The sequence below is a fragment of the Vulcanimicrobium alpinum genome (genome assembly GCF_027923555.1).
Classification (GTDB): Bacteria; Vulcanimicrobiota; Vulcanimicrobiia; order Vulcanimicrobiales; family Vulcanimicrobiaceae; genus Vulcanimicrobium; species Vulcanimicrobium alpinum.
In genome coordinates, this window is record NZ_AP025523.1 from 644,687 (window position 1) to 668,214 (window position 23,528).

Consider the following 23,528-nt stretch of genomic DNA (forward strand, 5'->3'; position numbering starts at 1 on the left):
ACGGCGTCCACAGATCGATGCGGAGTTTGTGGACGCGCGTGGAATATGTGGATGATGCCGGAATGCTGGTGGTGAGATGCGCAGGATGATCGTCGGGATCTCCGGCGCGAGCGGGAGCGCGTACGCGATTGCGGCGCTGCGCGCGCTGCGTGCGGTCCCCGACGTCGAGACGCACCTCGTCCTCTCGCAGCAGGCGCGCCAGACGATCGCGCTCGAGACAGATGCCACCGCCGCCGACGTCGAAGCGCTGGCCGACGTCGTTCACCGCGACGAAAACCTCGCCGCCTCGATCTCGTCGGGCTCGTTTCACACCGAGGGGATGCTGGTGGTGCCGTGCTCGATGAAAACGGCGTCGGCGATCGCCTACAGTTTCAACGCGAACCTGCTGGTGCGCGCCGCCGACGTGTGCCTGAAAGAGAAGCGCCGGCTGGTGCTGATGGTGCGCGAGACGCCGCTCCATCTCGGCCATCTGCGGACGCTCACCCAGCTCGCGGAGCTTGGAGCCGTGATCCTGCCGCCGGTTCCGGGGATGTACGCGCACCCCAAAACGGTCGACGACATCATCGGACACGCGATCGGGAAAGCGCTGGATCAGTTCGGCATCGACGCGAAATCGTTCGCCCGCTGGACCGGCGCATAGCGCGCCCTCAGCGCACCGTCAGCGAATAAACCGCGGCGTCCGCGCGCGAGCCGCCCTTCGCGTCGGCGAGCGCGACCGACACGGTATACGTACCGAGTCTCGGCGCGGTGATGCTCACCCGCGCCGAGACCTTCCGGTCGGATGCGCCGATCGTGAACGTGCGCGGGTCGCTGCGTTCGAAGTCGCTCGGCGCGTCGAGGATGTAGAGCTTGCAGTCCGGCTGTTCGCAGCGGAAGCGCACTTTCGGTGCAGCGCCGTCGCCGCCGGCGATGCGCGCGACGAGCGGCTGCGGAAAATCCGTCTCGTAGGCTGCGGCGCCCGCCGCGGCGTAGGCATGCGCGTTCTGGGGCGATCCGGAGACACCGACGACGGCGGAGCGCGCGGCCCCGTGCCCTGCCTGCGCGGCGTGAGGCGCGTGATGCGGCGCGGCCGCGACGAGGATCGCCGCGACCGGGGGCAGCGCGATCCCGAGCCTGCGCATCACGAGGCGACGGCGCGTTCTGGGGCGTCGTGCGGCGGGCGCCACGCCACGCGCGGCGGGATCAGCCGCACGTCGATGCGCTCCCGATGCGCGGCAGCGATCGCGATCAGCCCGGCGATCGTTGCGTCGCCGAGCGGCGTCGGGTCGAGGCCCAGCGCGCGCAAGTTGGTGTTCCTCGCGTTGTAGTAGTGCTCTTCGCGCTCGCTGCGCGGGTTGGGCAGACGCACGATCTCGGTCGCCAAACCGAGCCCGGCAGCGACGCGCGCGACGCGCTCGGCGAGTTCCGCGACGGAAAACATCTCGGTGAATTGATTGAAGACGCGGTACTCGCCCGCCTGCGCCGGATGCTCGAGCGCGATCTCGACGCAGCGCACCGTGTCGCGAATATCGAGGAAGCCGCGCGTCTGACCGCCCTGCCCGTAGATCGTCAGCGGATGGCCTAGCGCCGCCTGCACGCAGAAGCGGTTGAGCACGGTGCCGAAGATGTGGTCGTAGTCGTAGCGGTTCGCCAGCGCCGGCGACGCCGCCGTCTCGGCGGTCAGCGTGCCGTAGACGATCCCCTGGTTGAGATCGGTCGCGCGCAGACCCCAGGTGCGGCAGGCGAAGAAGAGCTGATCGCTGTCGCTGACCTTCGTGAGATGGTAGAACGACCCGGGTTGTTTGGGAAACGGCAGCCGGTCGCTGCGGCCCTGGTGCTCGACGACCAGGAAGCCTTCCTCGATATCGATGTTGGGAGTTCCGTATTCGCCCATCGTTCCGAGCTTCACGAGGTGCGCGTCCGGCGCGTACTCGCGCAGCGCCCACAGCACGTTCAAATTGCCGACGGTGTTGTTGACATGGGTGCGCACGGCGTGGTCGCGGTCGATCATCGAGAACGGCGCGCTGCGCTGCTGTCCGAAGTGCACGATCGCGTCGGGCGCGATTTCTGCGACGACGCGGCACAGCGCCTCGTAGTCGGTCGCGTCGACCGTTTCCAAGCGCACGGCGCGACGTGTCACGCGCGTCCATTCGTCGACGCGGCGGCGTGCCGAGGCGATCGGCACCAGCGAGTCGAGGCCGTGCTCGCGATCCCAAGCGCGCCGCGCGAGGCTGTCGAGGATCGTCACCTCGTGGCCCCGCGCGGAGAGATAGAGCGACGTCGCCCAGCCGCAGTAGCCGTCGCCGCCGATCACGAGCACCTTCATGTGAAACCATCTCTCCTTAGCGGTGTGCCGTCAGCCGGCGCAGAGATCGAGCAGCCGTGCGACGTGCGCGTCGAGCCGGTACGACTCGGCGCGCCGTCGCGCGTTGCGGGCAAATGCGGACCATGCGGGTTCCTCGACGATGCGTTCGATTGCGCCGGCGAGCGCGCGTTCGTCGCCGCGGGCGACCGCGATCCCGGCATCGCCGATCCAGTCGCCGATCCCGCCGACGTCGTACGCAACCGCCGGCCGCCCGCGCGCCTGCGCTTCGATCCCGACCAAACCGAAGGGTTCGGGCCACAGCGACGGTACCGCGGCCGCGGTCGCATCGTCGAACTCCGAGCGCAGGGCCGCGGCGTCGAGCCGTCCGCGCCATGCAACCGCGACGCCGCTGCGCTGCGCGTCGGCGCGCGCTGCGCGCTCTTCGGCCTCGCCGCTGCCGGCGACGACCAGGAGCGGGCGCCGTCGCGGTGCGATGCGCGCGAGCGCCGCGACGAGCGAGCGCAGCCCTTTGCGCGGCGTCAGCCGCGACGCGAAAATCAGGCGCTGCGGATCGGCGCGCGGTGGGGGCGGCTGGGCGAACGCCGCATCGGGGAGCGGCGGCGGCGTGATCGCGATGCGTTCGGCCGCGATTCCGTTGGCGATGCACGTCGCTCGCATGTGGCCGCTCGAGACGAGTATGCGATCGGCGCGCGCGATGCGGCGCCGTACTGCGACGCGTGCGGCGATCGCTGCGAACGACGCGGGCCGCGGGCCGCGTACGCAGCCGCGCAGCAGCGTCGCCGCGCAGCACGCCGCGCCCATCGCCGCCGTGCAGATCGCGGGGAACTGCGGATACACGCGATCGCCGGTCGGGCAGAGCGCACGGTGGTCGTGCAGGCGGACGGTCCACGGGACCGCGGCGGCATGCACCGCGTCGAGGACGGCGCGATCGAACACGCTGGCGGTGACGATCGCGTCGGGACGCACGCGGCGGATCTCGGCCGCGACGGCCGCGGCGGCTGCGTCGTTCGGCGGCTCCGACTCCGCGCCCCATGCAACGCGCGCGACCGCATCATCGCCATACGGATGCCTTGAAGTTTCGCGCGCGAGGATGCGCACGCGGATGCCGCGCGCGACGAGCGCCGGTACGACCGTCTCCCAGTAGCGCTCTGCTCCGCCGGCGGGGCCTGCCTGGTCGCACAGCAGCAGCAAGGTGCGCATGCGCGAACGATTCCCGCGCCGCCTGGGAAGGTGCTGGGAACGAGCGGGCTCTCAGAGACGATTAATGATGCTGAACGCGCGCGGCGTCGTCACCGCCTCGCCAAGCGTTCCCGACGGCGTGCGAACCTGCATCGTCGCCGCGCTTCCGCTGGCGACGATCGCGGCGCGTTCGAACGCGTCGGCGCCGAAGAGATCGGGCTGCTCGCGCAGGATGCGCGTCAGATCGATCAGCGCGATCGGCGACGTGCGCAGCACCACCAAGCGCGCGCCCGCATACCCGATGACGACGCGCGGCACTTCGGCCGTATCGCCGCCCGACGGCGGAAACACGCCGCCCGGGGCGATCGCGAACGGGCCGACCGCGAACGCGCCGGCCGGACCCGGCGCACCGGCGGCCGCGATCGCGAGCCCGGGCGCGTCGCCGCCGATCGTCAGCGTCGCGCCGGTCCCGGGCGTCACCGCGGCGGCGACCAGCGCCTCCGGCGCGTCGCCGGCGCGTGCCGAGACGCCGTCGAGCGCGAGGTTCGCGTAGAGCGCGCATACCCGCGTCCCGTGCACCGCCGTCGTGAAGGCGACGATCCCCGCGCGTCCGGCGCTCCCCAGCGGCGCTTGCCTCACGTCGCAATGCTCCGCCGCGGCGGGTGCGGCGAGCGCGAGCAGAAGAGCGGCGGTGAGGGCGAAGCGCATCATTTCCGCGGAACGCGCCGCGGCGCGCGAGAGTTCGCGTCAGCCCGCGGCGGCGGCGAAACGTGCGTTGACCAACGCGACGTCGGCGGCGCGGTCGACGTTGAGCGCGATCTCGGCGTGCGTGCAGCGCACGGCGCCGACCCGCGCACCGAGCAAGCGCGATGCGCGCGCTTCAGCGTCGGCGATGCTCAGTCGGCCGACCGCGAAACGCGCGAGCATGTCCCATCCAAAGAGTCCGGCGAGCCGCAATGGCGATTTGCGCGCGTCGCCGAGCGCGTCGAGCACCATGCTCAAACGCGGCAGGACGGCGGGACGCAGCGCGACGATGCCGCCGCCGCAGAAGCGTCCCTCGCGCATCCGCGCCCAGGTGTGCGGAAACTCCGGATACCGGTCGAGATGATAGCGCCGCTCGAGGCAGGCGTAGGCGACGTCGAGATCGCGCGCGACCGCCGCGTCGACGAACTCGTCGACCGCGCCCGCGTCGAGCGCCGGGAGATCGGAGGCCGCCACGACGACCATCGCGTTCTCGGTGAAGCCGGCCATCCCCGAGCGCAGGCTCTCGATGATCCGCGCCCCGTCGCCGCGCACTTCGCTCGCGCACGCCAGCGCGGGATGCGCGGCCGCGCTCGGCGGCGCGACCACCACGATGCGGTCGATGCGCGACGACGCGCGCAGCCCTTCGATCGTCCGCGCAACGAGCGGGACGCCCCCGACGCGCACGAAGGCTTTGTTCGCGGCCCCGGGTTCGAGCGCCGCGACGGCGTCGGGCGGACCGCCCGCGAGCACGACCGCGTCTAGCGCCACGCGCCCCCGCGTGCGAATGGCACAACCGCGATCGTCGCGCCGGGCGGCGTGCGGATCGCGCTCGCGCACGCGCGCGCTTGCTCCTCGTTCGCGAAGAGCGCGAAGCACGAGCCGCCCGAACCGCTGAGCATCGGACGCGCCGCGCCGGCGCCGGCCAGCGCATCGAGCGCCGCGCGCACCTGCGGATAGATCTCCGCCACGATCGGTTCGAAATCGTTGGTCATCGTCGCCAGTACGCCCGGGTAGTCATGACGCTGCAACGCTTCCCCGCAGCGAATCGACAGCGACTCGGCGCGAGGCCGGGTCGGCGGCGGCGCGGCGGCGCGCGAAGCGGCGAGTCGTCCGTACGCGTCTCCGGTGGCGACGTGCACGGGCGGAACGACGAGCACGATCCACCACGGCGGCGGCGCGCCCAGCGCCGTCACGCGTTCGCCGGTCCCTTCGATCAGCGCCGGACCGTCGGCGAGGAAGAACGGCACGTCCGAACCGAGGGCACGCGCGTCGGCGATCCAATCGCGCGCGCCGACGGGCCCGAGTTCGCCCTGCATCGCCGCGCGCAGAACGGTCGCAGCGTCGCTCGAGCCGCCGCCGAGTCCGGCGCCGACCGGCGTGCGCTTGCGCAGCGTCACGGCGAGCGGCGCATCGGCGAGGCCGATCTGCGCCAAGGCACGCACGACGAGGTTCCCGGCGGTCAGCGCCGGCGGATCGCAGGTGAAATCGAAGCGCGTCGCGGGCGCGAACGCGAGTTCGTCGGCAAGCGCGACCGGGACCATCACGCTGCGCAGCGCGTGATAGCCGTCGTCGCGGCGCTGCAGGATCTCCAGCGTCAGATTGATCTTCGCCGGTGCCGAGAGAGCGAGCGATCCGAAGCGCACGCCGCCCGATTCGAGGAGGCCCGGCGTATCGCCCCCGGCGTAGAGGGGTCATCTCGTGGGACCCACTTTTGATGCCCAGCGCAACGAGTTCAGTGCGTATGTCCTGCGCGAAGAGCAGACGCCGTTCGGGCTGACGCTCGGCAATTTCAAGACGTTCGCGTCGTCGACGCCCAAGGGCGGGATTCGCGGCCTGTGGGATGCCGACACCGATCAGATCATCTTCGGTGCGCACCAGATCGCCTATCGCGCCGGCGACGACGAGACGCTGTTCCCGCATCAGATCGTGCGCGAGTTCACCTTCCTCCCGTACGCGCAGATAGCGGAGTTCGAAATCGGGCGCGACCTGCACGTCACCGAAGCGTTCTTCGTCCCGCACGGCCCCAAGCACGATCGCGTCGTCTCGTTCGTCGTCGACGTCACGGTCCACAACGCGTCCGCGACGGCGAAGACCGTGCGGCTCTTCCCATGGGCGCTGCTGATCGGTCAGCGGTTCTACGGCGAGCCGGAAAAGGAAGTCTGCGCCACGGTGCGCGGCCGGTTCATCCGGTCGTTCGGCGAGGAGACCGGCTGGGTGCGCTGGTGGGGCGGCTCGCGCGCGCCCGACGCCGTCGCCGTCGCTTTGCGCGAGCAGACGCTGCTGCAAGGGATGATGCGCGGCACGCTCGGCACGGGCGAGCATCTGGGCGAGATCACCCCGCACCTCGCCGAATTCTCGAGCCGCCGGATCTTCGGCGCGTTCGAATACCGGCTGGAGATCCCGCCGGGCGGCCGTGAACCGCTGCGGCTCGCGGTCGTCTTTCACAAGGACGGCGACGAGCGATCGAAGCCGGTGCTCGAGCAATTGCTCGCCGACGACGACGCACTCCCCGCGACCGAGCGCTACTACGCCGAAAAGCTCGGCGACGCGCGCCTGCTCACGCCCTCGCCGCTGATCAATCGCGGCGTGGTGTGGGCGAAGTGCAACATGCTGCGCGTGATCAAGGAGTATCCGCAAGGCTGGGGCTCCACCAACTCCCCGCCCTCCGACATCCTCGTCTCGCGCGACACGTCGTGGTTCGTGCACGGCTACGACTACCTGCTGCCGCAGTTCTCGCGCGACGCGATCGAGCTGTTCAACCGCTTCATCGAACCCAGCGGACAGGTTGTCGAGTACGTACGCGGGGTCAACGGCTTCTCGACGTTCTACGACCTCAACGTCAACGACGATACGCCCCTGCACATCATCGCGATCCTGCACCACTACAACGCGACGCTCGACGACGCGTGGCTGCGCGGCGTGTATCCGCTGGTCACCAAGATCGCCGACTACATGCTCACCCAGCGCGACGCGAACGGGCTGCTGTTCTGCACCGCGGCCGGCGAAGACATGTTCGGGATCACGTCGTGGCGCAACATCATCCCGCTCTACAAACTCGACGGCGCGGTCACCGAGATCAACGCCGAAGCGTACTTCGCGCTCGAGGCGACCGCGCGCCTGGCGGCGATCGTCGACGACCGTGCGGCGTGGGAGAAGTACTCGGCCGAAGCTTCGGCGCTGCGCGACGCGATGCTGGCGAAACTGTTCAACGCCGACACGTCGGCGTTCGTGCTGAATTACGACACGGACGGCAACTATCAGGACAACTTCACCGCCGACGAAGTCTTCCCGGTCCTCTTCGAGGTCGCCGAACCGGCGGTGCGGCGCGCGATCCTCAAGCGGCTGATGGAATCGGACTTCACCACGCCGGTCGGACTGCGCACGATCTCGACCGCCGACTCGTGGTACTTCCCCTCGCACGGTTTCGGCCTGCTGGGCGGGGTCTGGCCCGATCTCACGCTGTGGTTCGCGGTCGCGCTCGCGCGCAACGGCGCGCACCACGAAGCGGCGCATTGGCTCGAGCGCGTGTACGAGACGATGGAGGGCGGCGCGTCGCGCAACACCGTCCCCGGGCAGTTCGGCGAGTGGTTCGACGGCGGATCGCTGACCAACCGCGGAATGTATCTCTCGCCGTGGACCGGCGCCAAATACTTATGGGCCGTCGCCGAGACCGTCTGCGGGCTCGACGGCTATCGCACGAGCGGCCGTCCCCACATCGCGCCGCTGCTCCCGGCGGACTGGACGTGGACCGCGGCGGTGCGCGTGCACTGGGGCGGCCGGCGCCACTCGTACGTCATCGACGCGGAGCGGAAGATCGTCGTCGGCGACATGGACTTCGCCTCCGCCGACGATCCCTATCAGGTCTATTATGCCGGGCGCGACGTCTCCGACGAAGTGCGCACTTCGCCGGTCGAGGTCGGCGCCGTCGCGTTCGAAGACGAACGCGGCGCGGTGCGGATCTACGTCTGCAACGACCGCGAGCGGCCGCGCGACGTCGTCCTCGATTTTCGCGAGCAGATCTTCCGGCAGCGGGTCGATGCCGGGCGGATGGCCGAGATCCGGATCGGCGAACCGATGCTCGTGGACGCGATGGAGACGCGCGTGCGGCGAGAGGCAGCCGCGCCCGTCTGATGCAAGATCGTCCGGATGCGTAACCGCCGCCTGGGGCCGTCGGGACTGCTGATCGCCGGGGCGCTCGTGCTGGTCGTCTCGATCCTCATCGGGCAGAAGCTCGGCGACCGGGTCCTCTTGCAGACCGAGCGCCGGATCCCGGTCGCCGGCGCGGGGATCACGCCGGTCCCCGAGGCGAGCCCCGAGGACCGGACGTTCTTCCGGAACTGGAAGCGCCTGCAGGTGGTCGCCGTCGCGACCGACCCGGCGTTCCCGGACCCGCGGGTGACGCCGCCGCCCACGCCGACCCCAGCGCCGGTGCGGATCCGGCACCCTGTCCGGCTGACGCCGCGGCCGTTCCCGACGATCACCAGCATCTACACCTCGCCGCCGCTGCCGATCCCGCTCGTCTCGCACGATCCGAACGAGACCGAGCCGCCGATCCCGGAGGCCTCGCCCTAGGGGATTGTGCCTATTGTCCGCATTGAATCTGCGCCCGGCGGGCAGGACAATCAGACGCATGAACGGCGATGCGCGGAAGACCGGAACGGAGACCGTCAAGCGGGGTCTCGCCCAGATGCTCAAGGGCGGCGTCATCATGGACGTCGTCACCCCCGAACAAGCGAAGGTCGCCGAGGAGGCCGGCGCCGTTGCGGTGATGGCTCTCGAACGGATCCCGGCCGACATCCGCGCCGCCGGCGGCGTCGCGCGGATGAGCCATCCGGCGCTGATCGAGCGGATCATGCAGGCCGTGACGATCCCGGTGATGGCGAAGGTCCGCATCGGTCATCTCGGCGAGGCGCGCCAGCTCCAGGCGCTCGGCGTCGATTACATCGACGAGTCGGAAGTGCTCACGCCGGCCGACGATCTCTATCACCTCGAGAAGCACGGCTACACCGTCCCGTTCGTCTGCGGCGCGCGCGATCTCGGCGAGGCGCTGCGGCGGATCGCCGAGGGTGCGGCGATGATCCGCAGCAAGGGCGAAGCGGGGTCGGGGAACATCGTCGAGGCCGTGCGTCACATGCGCGCGATCCGCGACGGGATCGCCCAACTCACGACTGCTCCGCGCGAGGAACTCGTCGCGCGCTCCCGCGACCTCGGTGCGCCCCTGGAGCTCGTGCGTGACGTCGCGACCGCCGGGAAGCTCCCGGTCGTGCTGTTCTGCGCCGGCGGCGTCTCGACGCCGGCCGACGCCGCGCTGATGATGGAACTGGGCGCCGAGGGCGTGTTCGTCGGCAGCGGGATCTTCAAGTCGACCGATCCGGCGAAGTTCGCCCGGGCGATCGTCGACGCGACGACCCATTGGCAGAATCCCGACGCCGTGCTGAAAGCGCATCAGGCGATCCCGGAGGAGGCCAAGGCGATGGAAGGCCTCGACATCCGCCAGCTGCACGAGTCGCAGCTGCTCGCGACCCGCGGGAACTGAGATGGGGGCGCCGCGCATCGGCGTCCTCGCGCTGCAGGGTGACGTCGTCGAGCACGTCCGCGCGCTCGAACGCGCCGGCGCCGAGACGTTGGAGGTCCGCACCCCGGACGATCTCGCGCGCGCCGATGCGCTCGTCGTGCCGGGCGGCGAATCGACGACCGTGATCCGGCTGCTCGACCGCTTCGGCCTCACCGCGCCGATCCGGCAACGGGTCCGCGCGGGGATGCCGTTCTGGGGGACGTGCATGGGGCTGATCGTCGCCGCGCACGACGTCGCCGGCCTCGCCCAGCCGACCCTCGACCTCATCGACGTCACCGTCCGTCGCAACGCCTTCGGCCGGCAAGTCGCTTCGGCGGAGGTCCTGCTCGCGATCCCCGCGCTGGGCGGCGAACCGTTCCCGGCCGTCTTCATCCGTGCGCCCTGGATCGAGCGCACCGGTCCGCAGGTCGAGGTGCTGGCGCAGCGCGACGGGCACGGCGTGATGGTCCGCCAGGGCAACGTGCTGGGGACGTCGTTCCACCCCGAACTCACCGGCGACGACCGCGTCCACCGGTACTTCCTCGCGATGCTCGCTCGTCGTGCGGAGCCCGTCGAAGCGTCACCGGGGTAGGTGCGCGACCCGCATCGGGGCGAATCTAGCGGCATGTTCCGGACGCCGCGTGCGCTTGCACCAAGGGTCAGGCCCACCGCATGGAACGGCTCTCGGAGTCGTCTCCAGGTTGATGGTGCGTCCGGGTCGAGGAGCGAGTCACGTCATGCGGCTCGCTTCTCGCGTTTCTACGACCCCGCCCCGCGCTCACCACGGGAGAGATCGTGAACGACGTCCTGGTTCTGAACTTCACCTACGAAGCGCTGAACATCACTTCGTTTCAGCGTGCGGTGAAGCTGCTGTTCTCCGGGAAGGCGGAGATCGTCCACCGTCGCGACGAGATCCTCAAGTCGACCAGCTACGAGATGCGGCTGCCGTCGATCATCCGCATGCTGTACTACATCAAGCGCCCGATGCAGAAGGTCGCGCTGACGAAGAAGAACGTGCTGCTGCGCGACGACTACACGTGTCAGTACTGCAATCTCAAGGGCGAACGGATGATGACGGTCGACCACGTCCTGCCGCGCAGCAAAGGCGGCCCATCAACGTGGGAAAATCTCGTCTGCGCGTGCATGCGATGCAACAACCGTAAGAACAACCGCACGCCCGAGCACGCCAACATGCGGCTCAAGCGCAAGCCGAAGGCGCCCAAATACATCCCGTGGATCCGCGTGAAACGCAACACGCTCCCGGGCGAGTGGCACCAGTTCCTGTTCCTCTACAACGTCTCGATCGAGGACAAGATCGAGGTTTAGCGGTCCCCGCGCGGCCGGACGCCGGCGGCGACGAGGCACTTCGCGAGGTCGCCGATGATGAACGGCGCGACGCCGACAGTGAACGCGCGCCCGAGGTCGCCGCCGAAGAAGACCGCCGCCAGCCAGAGCGGTCCGGTGACGAAGACGACGCTCGTGCCGAGCAGCACCGCGACGAACCGGCGGCCGTACCCGCGATCGAAGCCCAGCCGGTAGAGGGTCCCGGTCACGTACGCGGCGATCGGGAAGCCGACGAGATAGCCGCCGGTCGGCCCGACGAACACGTGGATCCCGCCGGAGTGACCTTGGAAGACCGGAAGGCCGGCGATCCCTTCGGCGAGGTACGCGACGACGGCCAGCACGCCGAGATTGCGGCCCAGCAGTGCGACCAGGACCGGGATCGCGAGCGTCTGCAGGGTGATCGGGACGCCCCAGATCGAGGTCGCCGGAACGGCGATCTGCGCCGAGACGTATAGGAGGCCAGAGCCGGCGAGCACGAGCGCGGCGCGGCGCGCGAAGACGGCGGGGGGAGACGAGGCGGTCGTGCGGATCATCGGCTCGCGCTTTCTGCCCGGCCGTCCGGGCGTCCCGCCCTGCGCGCGCTCGATTTTCTGTTATAATCCCGCGCGTTGTGATCACCGGGGAACCGTCGGGCGTCGCGCTCGATCAGACGCGCGCGCCCTACTTCCAGGTCCTGCTCGACTACGTCGACGCCGGCGTGATCCCGTTCCACACCCCCGGTCACAAGCAGGGGATCGGGATGGAGCGCGCGTTTCGCGACTTCGTCGGCGACAACGTCCTCGCAATCGATCTCACCCAGATCCGCGGCCTCGACGATCTGCTCCAGCCCGAAGAAGCGCTCGTCGAAGCGCAAGAGCTTGCCGCGGCGTGCTTCGGTGCCGACCAGAGCTTCTTTCTGATCAACGGTTCGACCAGCGGCAATCAATGCATGATGATGACCGCGCTGAACCCCGGCGAGAAGCTCGCGCTCCCGCGCAACTCGCACAAGAGCGCGATGGGCGGCCTCATCATGTCGGGCGCGACGCCGGTGTGGATGCAACCTGAAGTCGACGAGGCGCTGCACATGGACCACACGGTGACGCCGGAGACCGTGCGCGCGACGCTCGAACGCGAGCCCGACATCAAGGCGTTGTACGTCGTCTCGCCGACCTACTACGGCGTCGCCGCGGATCTCGAGGGGATCGCCGCGGTCGCACACGAGTTCAACCTGCCGCTGCTCGTCGACGAGGCGTGGGGCCCGCATTTTCACTTTCACCCCGCGCTGCCGCTCTCGGCGATGCAAGCCGGTGCCGACATGTGCATCAACTCGACGCACAAGATGCTCGGCTCGCTCTCGCAGACCGCGATGCTGCACGTGCAGGGAAACCGCATCCGGCTCGACCGCCTCAAAGCGGTGTATAAGCTCTTTCTCTCGACGTCGCCGAATCTGGTGCTCGTCGCGTCGCTCGACGTCGCGCGCCGGCAGATGGCGCTCGAAGGACCGGCGCTCCTCTCGCGCACGATCGAGATCGCGAACCACGCGCGCGAACAGCTCAACGAGATCAAAGGCGTCTACTGCTTCGGCGAAGAGCTCGAAGGCCGGCCCGGCGCGTTCGATCTCGATCCGACGAAGATCACGATCACGGTGAAAGATCTCGGCTATACCGGCTACGAAGCGGAAGAGATCTTGCGCCGGCGCTACGGCGTGCAAGTCGAGCTCGCCGATCTGTTCAACGTCGTCGCGCTCTACACGATCGGCACCACCGTCGAGGCCTCGGATCAGCTCGTGCGCGGCGTCGCGGAGCTCGCGCGCGAAGACCGGCCGCTCGACATCTTCTCGCCCTCGGGCGTCCTCGACCGGCGGATGAAGACGGGCACCTACCATCTGCCGAAGATCCCGCCGATCCGGCTGATCCCGCGCGACGCCTTCCTCGCCGAGACCGAGTTCGTCCCCTTCAAGCTCTCGGCGGGACGGATCTGCGCCGAGGTGATCACGCCGTATCCGCCCGGGATCCCGGTGATCTCGCCGGGCGAGGAGATCACCAACGAGATCATCGACTATCTCACGCTGGAGAAGAAGGCCGGCGTGAAGATGCAAGGCCCCTACGACGACGATCTGAAGTTCATCCGCGTCGTCCGCTGACGGGGAGGGCTCGGCGGCTTTCCAGAGCCCGGTAAGCCTCGTCACCGCACCTGGGGCCCGGGCCGGGTAGCACGCGCTACACCGCCGGGGGAGCGGCCGCGGCTATGATGCAGGGGTGACGCCACGGTTCGGACGCACGACCGACGCGTCCGCGCTCCGTCTGAAAGGGGGATCTTTCCATGGCCGTGTACACGCCGGCCGCGAACGAGGTGGAACTCGGAAACGACCAAGTTCCGGATCGCTATCGCGCGTTCTTCGACAACGGGGACTGGTCGCTGCACTCCCTGGTCGTTCAGGGATCGTGGCTGTTCTTCATCGTCGCCGTCATCTTCCACATCTTCTTCCTCAGCTGGCATCCGTAGGAAGAGCAAGGAGTCGATATGGGACCGAAATATCGGGGCTTTATCCACGATTTCCGTGGTGCGGTCGCCGGCTACGCAGGTGCCGGCGTCGCCGTCGCCATCATCATCCACTGGGTCGTCATTGCGTCGCCCGTCGGTGATCCGACGCTGAAGCACATGATGGCGGCGATGGGCGCGCACTAACGCACCCTTCGCGGCGCAGATCCCCGCGTCACGATCGGCGAGGCGTCGCTCACCCGTTCGGGTGATGCGGCGTTTTGCGTGTGCGCGTACGATGCGCGCATGGCAATCGAAACGAGCGCGCTCGGCGCGCTCTCCAACGACATCGCGGGAACGATCGAGCGCGCCGCGCCGAGCGTCGTCGCGGTCGAAGCGCGCGCGCGGATCGGCGCGAGCGGTTTCTTCATCCGCCCCGATCTGATCCTCACCGCCGATCACGCGCTCGAGAACGACGACGTCGAGATCGTGCGCGCGAACGGCGTCACCGAAACGGCGTCGATCGCCGGGCGCGATCCGTCGACCGATCTCGCGCTGCTGCGCGTGCAGAACCCGGGCGAACCGCTCGCGTTTTCGTCCGACGCGCTGCGCGTCGGCGCGATCGTGCTGGCCGTCGCGCGTGACGACGACGGCGACCTGGCGGCGACGATGGGCGTGCTCAGCGCAGTCGGCGAGGCGTGGCGCACGTGGCAGGGCGGCCAGATCGACCGCTTCGTCCGCCCCGATCTCTCGCTCTATCCGCGCTTCTCCGGGAGCCCGCTGCTCGACGCGTCGGGGCGTGCGATCGGCTTGAACACCGGCGGCTTGTCGCGCCGGCAGAGCCTCACCGTCCCCGCCGCGACGATCGAACGCGTCGTCGCCGCACTGCTCGCGCGCGGCGGCCGAATGGCGCGCGGCTATCTCGGCGTGGTGCTGCAGGGCGTCGACGGCGGCGCGATCGTGCTCGGCGTCGAGCCCGGGAGCCCGGCCGACACGGGCGGGCTGATCGTCGGCGACGTCATCACCGCGATCGGCGAGAACGCGGTCGGCGACGCCGACGACGTGCACGCGCAGCTCGGCACCGACTCCGTCGGGCGTGTCGTCGTCCTCGACGTGCGTCGCGGCGGCGTCGGGCAGCGGCTGCAGGTGACGGTCGGCGAACGGCCGGAGCGCGACCGCTGATGGCGGTCCATGCGAACGTCGCGATCGAGCAGGATCTTGAGGCGCTGGCCGGCGCGCTGCGCGCGAGCACGGTCGCGGTGCGGCTCGGGCGCGGCGGTGCGGGTTCGGGCGTCATCTGGAGCGCCGACGGTGCGGTGGTCACCAACGCGCACGTCGCGAGCCGCGCGCGCGCCGAGGTCGTCTTGAGCGACGGACGCCGCTTCGACGCGCGGCTCGAACGGCGCGACGAACGGCGCGATCTGGCGCTCCTGCGGATCGACGCATCGGGACTGCCTGCCGCGACGGTGCGCGATCCGGCGACGCTGCGCGTCGGCGAGGTGCTGGTCGCGGTCGGACATCCGCTGGGGATCCCGAACGCGATGACGATGGGGATCGCACACGCCGCCGTCGGTGAGGGCGGACGCCGCTTCGTTCAGGCCGATTTGCGCCTCGCGCCGGGGAACTCGGGCGGCCCGCTCGCCGACGTCGCCGGACGGGTCGTCGGGATCAACAGCATGGTCGTCGGCGGCGGCCTCGCGCTCGCGGTGCCGGCCGACGACGTTCAGCGCTTTGCCGGCGACGGGGCCGTGCCGCCGCGGCTCGGCATCGGCTTGGCGCCGGCGCATCTCGCGGACGGGCGCGATGCGTTCGCGATCGTCGCGGTCGAGAAGGGCAGCCGCGCGGAACGCGCGGGGCTGCTGGTCGGCGACGTCCGGCTCGCGCGCGATGCGGACCGTCTGCGGTACGCAAGCGCGCTCGACGTCCTGCGCGGCGGCCGGGCGATCGTCGTCGCTGTCCCGGCCGCGCCCGCGGGCGACCGCGCTGCCTGAGCGCGCGCGGGTCGCGCTCGACGCCGCCGCGCCCGCGCGCGAGCGGCTCGCGACGCTGCTCGGCGACGAGGTCGAACTCGTCCCTGCGGCGGCGGCCGATGCGGTCGTGCGGGATACGCTGCATGCGCGCGACGCGTTGGCGGCGATCGCCGAAGGGTTCACGGCGCCGACCGTCCTGCTCGTCGACGACCCGCATGCCGACGTCGTGCTGGCTGCGCTGCGCGCCGGCGCGTCCGCGGTGCTCGCCCGGCAGAGCGATGCGCACGAACTGCTCGCGGCGATCGCCGCGGTGCGCGCCGGACTCGTCGTCGTCGACGCCGGGATGCGTGACGCGCTCGCACCGGTCGCGGCATCACATCCCGCTGCGGTCGCCGAACCGCCGACCGAACGCGAGCGTCAGGTGCTGGCGATGCTCGCGAGCGGACTCTCAAATCGCCGCATCGCCGAACGTCTCGCGATCTCCGAGAACACCGTCAAAGCGCACGTCGCCGCGATCCTCGCGAAACTCGGCGCGACCACCCGCGCCGAAGCCGTCGCCATCGGCATACGTCTTGGTTTGGTGACGTTATAGCCGTGTCGCGCGAGCACCGTCACGCTCATATGATGGGGTAGGGGGATGACTCGAACGAATCATCCCCCTACGCGGTGTCGAGCGCCGTCGTCACGCCTGGGCCCAAGAGCCCGTAGCTCAGATTGGCGCTCGCACCAACCTCCAAGCGATCAGCCGAACGGAATCGTGGGCCGTCTGCGACGAGCCCGTATGCATGAGCCTGGTAAGATGATCGCTACGCCGGAACCTAGCAGCCCCGTGAAAAAATCGGCGCGTGGTTCGCGAACTGCCCGTTCAGCACGGTTTTCGGGAGGTCGGCGGACCTCTCGAAGCCCGTTGCCGAGCGGTTCATCTCGAAAACGCCCCCTCGGGTCAGCATCACTTCGCATCATGTCGCGGCCCTCAGATTGCGTATCCTGATCAAGTTGTACGCCGCGGCCGTCCAGCGCACAATGTCGCCGACCAGATCAAGCCCGCGGAAATGCACCTTGCGCAATCGGCCGATCGTCTTGCCCCACCCGAAGCTCTCCTCGATCAACTTGCGCCTGCGTTGACTCACCGTGTAGCCCGGATGGCGGACGGTTCGGCGGTCGATCGCGCTGCGGCGACGGGTCGTATTTTGAGCAACGTGCGGCGTCACGTTGAGCGCTCGCAACGCCTCGACAAAGTCTTTGGTATCGTACGCCTTGTCGGCGCCGAGCGTGATTCGGTTGCTTCCGCTGACCCCGCGAATCAATTCCAGCGCTGCTTCGCGTTCGGCGATCCCGGTCGCGCGAGTGGTCTTCACGCCGACGATCAAGCCGTTGCGATTCTCCATCAGAGCATGTCCGAGATAGCCGAGAATCGCCGGCGCGCCGCTGCTCTTGCGGTACAACCGCGCGTCCGGATCGGTACTCGAGACGTGCGTCTCGTTGCTGCGCGGCCGGCCACGAAAGTTCACGCCCTCGTTGCGACCGCCGCTCGAGGTCGGCGGTTCGTCGTCCGACTTGGGCCGAAAGCTCTTGTGGCTGGCCCACGCCTCGATTAGCGTCCCATCGACGGTGAAATGCTCGTTCGAGAGCAGTTCGTCGGCACGCGCCCGCTCGACCACAGCGGCGAAGAACCGCTCGGAGATTTCGCCATTCAAGAACCGATCGCGGTTCTTGCTGAACGTCGAGGGGTCCCAGATCTTGTCGTCCATGCTCAAGCCCACGAACCAACGAAAGAGCAAATTGTAACGCAACTGCTCCAGCAGCATCGGCTCGCTGCGGATCGAGTAGAACATTTGCAACAGCAAGGCTCGCAGCAGCTTCTCCGGCGCGATCGATGGCCGGCCCCGTCGGGAGTAGAGCTTGGAAAACTCCGGCGAGAGTTCGCGCAGAATTTCGTTGACCATCACGCGCATCGGGCGCAACGGATGATCGCCGGGCACGGTGTCTTCCGGCTGCAACGTCGTCCAAACGGATGCACGCTGCTCATCATGAGTCCGCATCGGCCGCAACCTCACCAAGGTATGAGGAGACTTGCTCTTATAATACGCGAAAAACGCCGTCACGCCAACATCAACTCGGCCGATTTTTCATCGGCCTGCTAGAGGGAAATCCTGCGATGAGCATGTTGGGCGTCGATATCTCTAAGGACACGTTCCACTGCTGCTTGCAACGCGGCGAGAAGCGCAGTGAGGCGAGTTTTGAGAACACGCGAACCGGCTTCAGAAAGCTTCGCAGTTGGTTGCGCACGCATCGCGCCCACGAGGTTCATGTGTGCATGGAGTCAACCGGGCCGTATTGGCGCAACTTAGCGGCGAACTTGCACAAAGCGAAAATCCGGGTGAGCGTGGTGAACCCGACGCGTACGGCATATTTTGCGAAGAGCCGTTTGCTGCGGACCAAGACCGATGCGGTCGACGCTCGAATGCTGGCCCAATTCTGCGCCTCCGAGCGCCCCGCGCTCTGGGAGCCTGATAGCGACGAAATCCTGTCCCTGCGCGGTTTGCTGGCGTATCGCGACCAGCTCATCGCGCAGCGTATTGCCCTTACGCAGATCGTGCAATCCGTCGCCGTCGGAGCAACGCTGCTCAAAATGAACGAAACGCATCTGGTCGGTATCGCGGAGATGGTCAAGCAGATCGAGTCGCAGATCCAAGGTGTTCTTTGCTCGGATGTCACGCTAAGCCGGAACGCGCAGCTTCTTCAGACCATACCAGGCGTCGCGTCCTTGACAGCGGCAAACGTGCTTGCGGAGTTGCCGGTGCATCGGCTCCATAGTGCCAAAGCCGCAGCGGCGTATGCCGGCCTTACGCCGGCAGAGCGGCAGTCCGGGACCTCGGTGAAGGGCAAGCCGCGCATTTGCAAGACAGGCAACGCGAAGCTCCGGCGGGCACTCTACATAGCTGCCCTGACGGCAAAGCGCAAAGTCCCGGCCTTCAAGGAGCTCGCCGATCGCCTCGAAGCGCGCGGTAAGAGCGGCAAGCAAATCATCGTGGCGGTGATGCACAAGCTCGTGCGCCTGGCTTACTCGCTACTCAAGAATCAGCGGCCCTATCAACCCGTATCGGCTTGACGGCGGACACGGAACCTGAGCTTGTCGAAGCGCGATCCCTGACGTGCACGAACGCGGCTGCGCTTCGACAAGCTCTGCGTGACGTGGGCGCGAACGCCCCGCCGCCGTCAGCGCTCTCAGCCAGCCGCTTCGGTTTGCGGGCGCGTGCGCACGATCGCGATCCAGTTCTCGATGATCATCACCGTTTCGTCGCGTTGATTGCGCACCTCAAGTTCGAACGTGAGCGTCCCGCGGTCGGGCTTCGTCTGCGATCGCTCGACGTTGGTGACGCGCGCGCGGACGCGCAGCGTTTCGTCCGGACGCACCGGGAGTTTCCAGCGGATCGGCCCCAGACCCGGCGAACCGAGGCTGGTTTCTCCGTCGATGAAGCGATCGACCAGCACGCGCATCGCCATCGCCGCGGTGTGCCAGCCGCTCGCGATCAAACCGCCGTACGGCCACGTTTTCGCGATCTCCGGATCGACGTGAAACGGCTGCGGATCGTAACGTTTCGCGAAGGCGACGATCTCCTCGGCGCTCACCTGCACCGTACCCACCTCGGCGACGTCGCCGGGCGCGTAATCCTCGAGATACCTGCGCACCATGCGGGCACCTTCGCCGTTCCGGCGCACCGCCTCTGCGCGGGCGCATATCGGCCGGCGGCGCGGATTCCTTAGGGCCGAGCGACCGAAACGAACGGGCTCCGTTTGGGTATCTGGAGCGACAGATGCTCCAGGTATCAAAACGCGCGGGGCGGAAGATGCTTTTCCGTCGCGCCTCCTCGGCGACGGGGACCGCGACGGACAATCGATATCGACAGACGTCGACGAGGAGACACGTTGGCCGTTAACGCCGAGTCCTTCGTGCCGAACTGGGAGCTGACGCAGCTCCTGGACATCTTCCCCCTCCCGCTTCGCCAAGCGCTCGTCCGTCTTCCGAATCTCGAACGCGTCATCGAAGTCGTGCTCGATCTGGGCCGCCCGCCCGAGGCACGTTTCGAGGACGACTTCGTGTTTCTCGGGGACACCGCGGTCACCGCGGAAGACATCGCGCACGTCACCGCACGCTTGTCGCCTTTCGGCGGCGACAACCGTGCCGGGATCGAACAAACGCTGCATCGCATCAGCGCGATCCGCAACCGCACCGGCCGCATCGTCGGCCTCACGTGCCGCGTCGGGCGCGCCGTCTACGGGACGATCGACATCGTCCTCGACGTGATCCGCAGCGGGAAATCGATCTGCCTCTTGGGCCGGCCCGGTGTCGGCAAAACGACGATGCTGCGCGAATGTGCGCGCGTGCTCGCGGAAGACCGCAAGCGCGTCGTCATCGTCGATACGTCGAACGAGATTGCCGGCGACGGCGACGTGCCGCATCCGGGCATCGGCCACTCGCGGCGGATGCCCGTCCCCGATCCGCACCTTCAGCACAACGTGATGATCGAGGCGGTCGAGAATCACATGCCGCAGGTGATCGTGATCGACGAGATCGGGACCGAAGCGGAGGCGTTCGCGGCGCGCACGATCGCGGAGCGCGGCGTGCAATTGATCGGCACGGCGCACGGGCAGACGCTCGAGAACCTGCTGATGAATCCGACGCTCTCGGATCTGCTCGGCGGGATCAGCGCCGTCACGCTCTCCGACGAAGAAGCGCGCCGCCGCGGCACGCGCAAGACGGTGCTCGAACGCAAACAGCCGCCGACGTTCGACGTCGTCGTCGAGATACAGGACCGCGACCGGCTCGCGATCCATCTCAACGTCGGCGACGTGGTCGACGCGCTCCTGCGCGGCTACTCTCCGCAGCCGGAGGTGCGCCAGCGCACGCAGGGCGGAGCGATCGACATCATCCAGCAGGCGAATCCCGAAGCAGTCCCCTCGGAGAAAGTCCGGCCGCTCACGCAGCAGCCGCGCGACGACGACATGGCGCTCTTCGGCGCGGCCGGCGAATCGGTGCCAGACGACGCCAAGCCGCTGATGATCTTCCCGTACGGCGTGTCGCGCAACAAGATCGAACGGGCCGTGCACAACCTGCGCGTGCACGCGTCGATCGCGCGGAAGTGGGACGATGCCGACGTCGTGCTCACGCTCAAGACGCTGGAACGCAAGGAGTCCGACCGGCTCAAGCAGATCGCCACCGAGAACGTCCCGATCTACTCAATCAAGACCAACACGACGACGCAGATCCAGAGCGCGCTCAAGGACGTGTTCAACCTTCCGTCGCTCGACGTCGAGGAGATCGCGATGCGCGAAGCCGAGGAGGCCGTGTATCAAGTACTCCTCGACAGCCGGGCGATCGAGTTGACGCCGCAGACGTCGTACATCCGGCGCATGCAGCACCAGCTCGCGGAGCGCTATCGCCTGCAGTCCCGCTCCACCGGCCTCGAGCCGAACCGGCGCGTACGGATCTTCAAGGGGCCCGACCTCTAACCCGGCGGCGCCGCCGCCTTGCAGAAGGCCCTCGCTCATACGTCGTGCGGGGGCCTTCACGTTCGCGCCGCGTCGCGATGGCCCGGACGCTCCGGCCGCGAAGTCCCGGCGAGTGCTCGTCACCTTCGAAGGGATCGAAGCCGCGGGGAAGTCGACCCTGATCGCGGCGCTCGTCGGCGTTTTGAACGGCCGCGGCGAGAGCGTGCTCGTCACCAAGGAGCCCGGCGGGACGCCGCTGGGCGAGGCGCTGCGCGGGGTGTTCCTCGATCCGTCGCTGCGGATCGATCCCGTCGCCGAGGCGATGCTGCTCAACGCGTCGCGCGCCCAGCTCGTCGCCGACGTGATCGTCCCCGCGCTGCGACGCGGCGAAGCGGTGCTGTGCGACCGCTTCTTCGATTCCACCATCGCATACCAAGGCTACGGGCGCGAGCTCGACGTCGAGCAGCTGCTGGAATTGTGCCTGGCGGCGACGCAGCGCATCGCACCCGACCTCACGTTTCTGGTCGACATCCCGGTGGAGGTCTCGGCCGAGCGCGTCCGCGCGCGCGGCGGCGCCGACCGGCTCGAACGCGAGGACGCGCTCTTTCACGCCCGCGTTCACGCCGGCTACCATCAACTCGCGCGCCGGTTTCCGCAGCGTTACGTCGTGCTCGACGGGACGCTTGCGCCGCAGACGCTCGCGGCGGAAGCGCTCGCGGTGCTCGACCGGCGGCGGGTCGTGTCGTGATCGACGGTCGATTCGAAGTTGTCGGTGCCGCCGCGCCGCGTGCGTTCTTCGAGCACCTCACCGCGGCGACGCTCTCGCACGGCTATCTGTTCACCGGACCGCACGGCGTCGGCAAGAAGACGTTTGCGCGCGAGGTCGGACGTTCGCTGCTGTGCGTGACGCCGAAGAAGACGCTGCTCGGCTGGTGCGGACACTGCAGCGGGTGCACGCACGTCGCGGCCGGGACGCACCCCGATTTCTACTATGCGGAAGGTCAGGTGAAGATCGGCGATCGCGACGGCAGCGGCTTTCACGAGACGGAAGAAGCGACGGCGCGCGATCTGGTCCGTCAGCTCTCGATGCATTCGTACGCCGGCGGCCGGCGCGTGTTCATCATCGGCGACGCTGACTTCACGCGCGAGGCCGCGAACGCGCTGCTGAAGTTCTTCGAGGAGCCGCCGGCCGACGTACTGCTGATCGTCACGACCGCGGCGACCGGACGGATTCTGCCGACGATCCGCTCGCGGCTGGTCGAGGTCACCTTCCCGCTGCTCGCGGAGGGCGAGGTCCGCGCGGTGCTCCTCGCGCGCGGGACCGATCCCGACGAGGCGGCGCGCACCGCGGCGATCGCGCAGGGACGCGCGACCCGCGCCATAGGGCTCCTCGAGGACGGCGAAGGCGTCGCGCGCGACGCCGTGGTGGAGTGGTTCTTCGCGGCGGTCGATGGACGCGAAGCCGATGCGAGCGGCTGGGCGACGCGTCCGACGCTCGAGGAGGGGCTCGAAACGGTGAAGACGCTGACCCGCGATTGGATCGCGCTCGGCGTCGGCGAAGGAGCGCCGCTCTTAGCGGCGGATCAGCGCGCGCGGCTGGCGGCGCTGCCGGGGCGCGAACCGGCGGCGTTCGCGCGGATGCTGGCGTCGCTGGGCGATGCCGAGCGGATCGCGCGCACGAACGTCACCCCCGCGCTCGTCGCCGACCTGGTGCGGATGGCGCTCGCACCGGCGCCGCCGCGCACTACCAACGGCGCGTGAACGAGGCGTCGGTATACGTCTTCGTCAGCACCAGTGCGACGTAGCCGTACGCGATCGCCGAGAGCAGCGCGTAGAGCAGCGAGACGGAGAGGGTCGCATAGCCCGCGACGTACGGCACCAGCCACGCCACCAGCAGCGAGTCGACGAGCGGAACGACGTAGTACACCAGCACGAGCGAGACGATCACCGCGATCGCGGCGCTCGGGAAGTTCGCGCGTACGCGGTCGACCGAGACCTGCAGCGCCGCGCCGCCGGGGACCCCGCCGACCGCGGCGGCGGGGATCGCCCACAGCAGAAACAGCGCGATCGCGGCCTGGAGCACCAGCGCGATCAGCGCGCCCAGAATCGTCGCGACGTACTGTCCGAGACTGATCACCAACCCGACGCCGAGCGCGGCGAAGAGGATGTCGCCGCCGCGGCGCTGCGTCTCGCTCCAACCCCGGTCGAAGGACGCGCGCCCGTGCCGCCACGCATCGTCGGCGATCACGCACGCCGCGCCGAGCCCGAAGAGCTGCAGCAGAAACAGGATCAGGCTCGCGATCCCCATCGTCGGCGCGGAGAACGGCGTCATCCCGCCCGAGAACAGCATCCCGGCCAAAACCCCGATTACCGCCATCAGCAGCGGGATCACGATGATCGACGGGTTGCGAGCGAGCAGCGGAACCGCGCGCAGGTAGAGACCCAGGTCGACACCCGGCAGCGGCGCCCGCTTCACGTC

The 23,528-nt window shown here is 68.7% G+C and carries 26 protein-coding genes; 16 read left to right on the forward strand and 10 right to left on the reverse strand.

Annotated features, from left to right (window positions below; all coding sequences use genetic code 11):
- Positions 1-76: 76 nt before the first annotated feature.
- Entirely contained in the window at positions 77-640 is a 564-nt protein-coding gene (locus WPS_RS03220) for a UbiX family flavin prenyltransferase (RefSeq protein ID WP_317996420.1), read from the forward strand.
- A gap of 7 nt (positions 641-647) precedes the next feature.
- Here the strand turns inward: WPS_RS03220 and WPS_RS03225 are convergent, their stop codons facing one another.
- The 6 genes from WPS_RS03225 to WPS_RS03250 are packed head-to-tail and all read right to left on the reverse strand — an operon-like array spanning position 648 to position 5,871.
- Entirely contained in the window at positions 648-1,124 is a 477-nt protein-coding gene (locus WPS_RS03225; protein WP_317996421.1) for a hypothetical protein, read from the reverse strand.
- Positions 1,121-2,305: an NAD-dependent epimerase/dehydratase family protein gene (locus WPS_RS03230; RefSeq protein WP_317996422.1), complete on the reverse strand. Its 1,185-nt coding sequence runs from the start codon at positions 2,303-2,305 to the stop codon at positions 1,121-1,123. The genes WPS_RS03225 and WPS_RS03230 overlap by 4 nt, the downstream gene beginning before the upstream one ends.
- A gap of 30 nt (positions 2,306-2,335) precedes the next feature.
- Positions 2,336-3,505, reverse strand: coding sequence for a glycosyltransferase family 4 protein (locus tag WPS_RS03235; RefSeq protein WP_317996423.1), 1,170 nt, complete (start codon positions 3,503-3,505; stop codon positions 2,336-2,338).
- A gap of 51 nt (positions 3,506-3,556) precedes the next feature.
- The gene (locus tag WPS_RS03240) at positions 3,557-4,195 is read right to left on the reverse strand and encodes a hypothetical protein (protein ID WP_317996424.1); all 639 of its coding nucleotides are present in this window, start codon (positions 4,193-4,195) and stop codon (positions 3,557-3,559) included.
- 36 nt (positions 4,196-4,231) lie between these two features.
- Complete coding sequence (locus WPS_RS03245) at positions 4,232-4,996, reverse strand: NTP transferase domain-containing protein (RefSeq protein WP_317996425.1); 765 nt, start codon at positions 4,994-4,996, stop codon at positions 4,232-4,234.
- Positions 4,987-5,871: a 4-(cytidine 5'-diphospho)-2-C-methyl-D-erythritol kinase gene (locus tag WPS_RS03250; RefSeq protein WP_317996426.1), complete on the reverse strand. Its 885-nt coding sequence runs from the start codon at positions 5,869-5,871 to the stop codon at positions 4,987-4,989. Before WPS_RS03250 ends, WPS_RS03245 begins: the two co-directional genes overlap by 10 nt.
- Before the next feature lie 55 nt (positions 5,872-5,926).
- Between WPS_RS03250 and WPS_RS03255 the strand changes: the two genes are divergently transcribed.
- From WPS_RS03255 to WPS_RS03275, 5 genes are all read left to right on the forward strand, one after another.
- A complete protein-coding gene (locus WPS_RS03255) occupies positions 5,927-8,359 on the forward strand; it encodes an amylo-alpha-1,6-glucosidase (RefSeq protein ID WP_317996427.1) in 2,433 nt (810 codons plus the stop codon).
- Between the two features lie 15 nt (positions 8,360-8,374).
- Positions 8,375-8,800: a hypothetical protein gene (locus WPS_RS03260; protein WP_317996428.1), complete on the forward strand. Its 426-nt coding sequence runs from the start codon at positions 8,375-8,377 to the stop codon at positions 8,798-8,800.
- Positions 8,801-8,858: 58 nt separating this feature from the next.
- Entirely contained in the window at positions 8,859-9,764 is a 906-nt protein-coding gene (gene pdxS, locus WPS_RS03265) for a pyridoxal 5'-phosphate synthase lyase subunit PdxS (RefSeq protein WP_317996429.1), read from the forward strand.
- Position 9,765: 1 nt separating this feature from the next.
- Positions 9,766-10,374 carry a pyridoxal 5'-phosphate synthase glutaminase subunit PdxT gene (gene pdxT / locus WPS_RS03270; protein ID WP_317996430.1) on the forward strand — a complete coding sequence of 203 codons (609 nt, stop codon included), beginning with the start codon at positions 9,766-9,768 and terminating at the stop codon, positions 10,372-10,374.
- 203 nt (positions 10,375-10,577) lie between these two features.
- The gene (locus WPS_RS03275; protein ID WP_317996431.1) at positions 10,578-11,108 is read left to right on the forward strand and encodes an HNH endonuclease; all 531 of its coding nucleotides are present in this window, start codon (positions 10,578-10,580) and stop codon (positions 11,106-11,108) included.
- Here WPS_RS03275 and WPS_RS03280 read toward each other — a convergent pair.
- Entirely contained in the window at positions 11,105-11,659 is a 555-nt protein-coding gene (locus WPS_RS03280; protein WP_317996432.1) for a biotin transporter BioY, read from the reverse strand. The genes WPS_RS03275 and WPS_RS03280 overlap by 4 nt on opposite strands.
- A gap of 77 nt (positions 11,660-11,736) precedes the next feature.
- Here WPS_RS03280 and WPS_RS03285 point away from each other — a divergent pair, with 77 nt between their 5' ends.
- The 6 genes from WPS_RS03285 to WPS_RS03310 all read left to right on the forward strand — a co-directional run bounded on the left by WPS_RS03285 (position 11,737) and on the right by WPS_RS03310 (position 16,148).
- Entirely contained in the window at positions 11,737-13,248 is a 1,512-nt protein-coding gene (locus WPS_RS03285) for an aminotransferase class I/II-fold pyridoxal phosphate-dependent enzyme (protein ID WP_317996433.1), read from the forward strand.
- Between the two features lie 179 nt (positions 13,249-13,427).
- Positions 13,428-13,610 carry a hypothetical protein gene (locus WPS_RS03290; protein ID WP_317996434.1) on the forward strand — a complete coding sequence of 61 codons (183 nt, stop codon included), beginning with the start codon at positions 13,428-13,430 and terminating at the stop codon, positions 13,608-13,610.
- An 18-nt stretch (positions 13,611-13,628) separates the two neighbouring features.
- A complete protein-coding gene (locus WPS_RS03295) occupies positions 13,629-13,793 on the forward strand; it encodes a hypothetical protein (protein WP_317996435.1) in 165 nt (54 codons plus the stop codon).
- Positions 13,794-13,892: 99 nt separating this feature from the next.
- Entirely contained in the window at positions 13,893-14,768 is an 876-nt protein-coding gene (locus tag WPS_RS03300; protein WP_317996436.1) for a S1C family serine protease, read from the forward strand.
- Positions 14,768-15,577 (forward strand): S1C family serine protease, encoded by an 810-nt coding sequence (locus tag WPS_RS03305; RefSeq protein ID WP_317996437.1) that lies wholly within the window; start codon positions 14,768-14,770, stop codon positions 15,575-15,577. Before WPS_RS03300 ends, WPS_RS03305 begins: the two co-directional genes overlap by 1 nt.
- Positions 15,474-16,148 (forward strand): response regulator transcription factor, encoded by a 675-nt coding sequence (locus WPS_RS03310; RefSeq protein WP_317996438.1) that lies wholly within the window; start codon positions 15,474-15,476, stop codon positions 16,146-16,148. The genes WPS_RS03305 and WPS_RS03310 overlap by 104 nt, the downstream gene beginning before the upstream one ends.
- A 367-nt stretch (positions 16,149-16,515) precedes the next feature.
- Here the strand turns inward: WPS_RS03310 and WPS_RS03315 are convergent, their stop codons facing one another.
- Complete coding sequence (locus WPS_RS03315) at positions 16,516-17,598, reverse strand: IS5 family transposase (protein WP_317994189.1); 1,083 nt, start codon at positions 17,596-17,598, stop codon at positions 16,516-16,518.
- Between the two features lie 116 nt (positions 17,599-17,714).
- On the opposite strand from WPS_RS03315, the gene WPS_RS03320 reads away from it, so the two are divergent.
- Positions 17,715-18,668 carry an IS110 family RNA-guided transposase gene (locus WPS_RS03320; RefSeq protein WP_317996439.1) on the forward strand — a complete coding sequence of 318 codons (954 nt, stop codon included), beginning with the start codon at positions 17,715-17,717 and terminating at the stop codon, positions 18,666-18,668.
- 116 nt (positions 18,669-18,784) lie between these two features.
- Here WPS_RS03320 and WPS_RS03325 read toward each other — a convergent pair whose 3' ends face one another.
- Entirely contained in the window at positions 18,785-19,252 is a 468-nt protein-coding gene (locus WPS_RS03325) for a MaoC family dehydratase (RefSeq protein ID WP_317996440.1), read from the reverse strand.
- A 102-nt stretch (positions 19,253-19,354) separates the two neighbouring features.
- Between WPS_RS03325 and WPS_RS03330 the strand changes: the two genes are divergently transcribed.
- The 3 genes from WPS_RS03330 to WPS_RS03340 all read left to right on the forward strand — a co-directional run bounded on the left by WPS_RS03330 (position 19,355) and on the right by WPS_RS03340 (position 22,810).
- Positions 19,355-21,070 carry a R3H domain-containing nucleic acid-binding protein gene (locus tag WPS_RS03330; RefSeq protein WP_317996441.1) on the forward strand — a complete coding sequence of 572 codons (1,716 nt, stop codon included), beginning with the start codon at positions 19,355-19,357 and terminating at the stop codon, positions 21,068-21,070.
- A 112-nt stretch (positions 21,071-21,182) separates the two neighbouring features.
- Positions 21,183-21,797, forward strand: coding sequence for a dTMP kinase (gene tmk / locus WPS_RS03335; RefSeq protein WP_317996442.1), 615 nt, complete (start codon positions 21,183-21,185; stop codon positions 21,795-21,797).
- Complete coding sequence (locus tag WPS_RS03340) at positions 21,794-22,810, forward strand: DNA polymerase III subunit (RefSeq protein ID WP_317996443.1); 1,017 nt, start codon at positions 21,794-21,796, stop codon at positions 22,808-22,810. Before tmk ends, WPS_RS03340 begins: the two co-directional genes overlap by 4 nt.
- Here WPS_RS03340 and WPS_RS03345 read toward each other — a convergent pair.
- Positions 22,794-23,525 (reverse strand): hypothetical protein, encoded by a 732-nt coding sequence (locus WPS_RS03345; RefSeq protein WP_317996444.1) that lies wholly within the window; start codon positions 23,523-23,525, stop codon positions 22,794-22,796. The genes WPS_RS03340 and WPS_RS03345 overlap by 17 nt on opposite strands.
- Positions 23,526-23,528 lie beyond the last annotated feature (3 nt).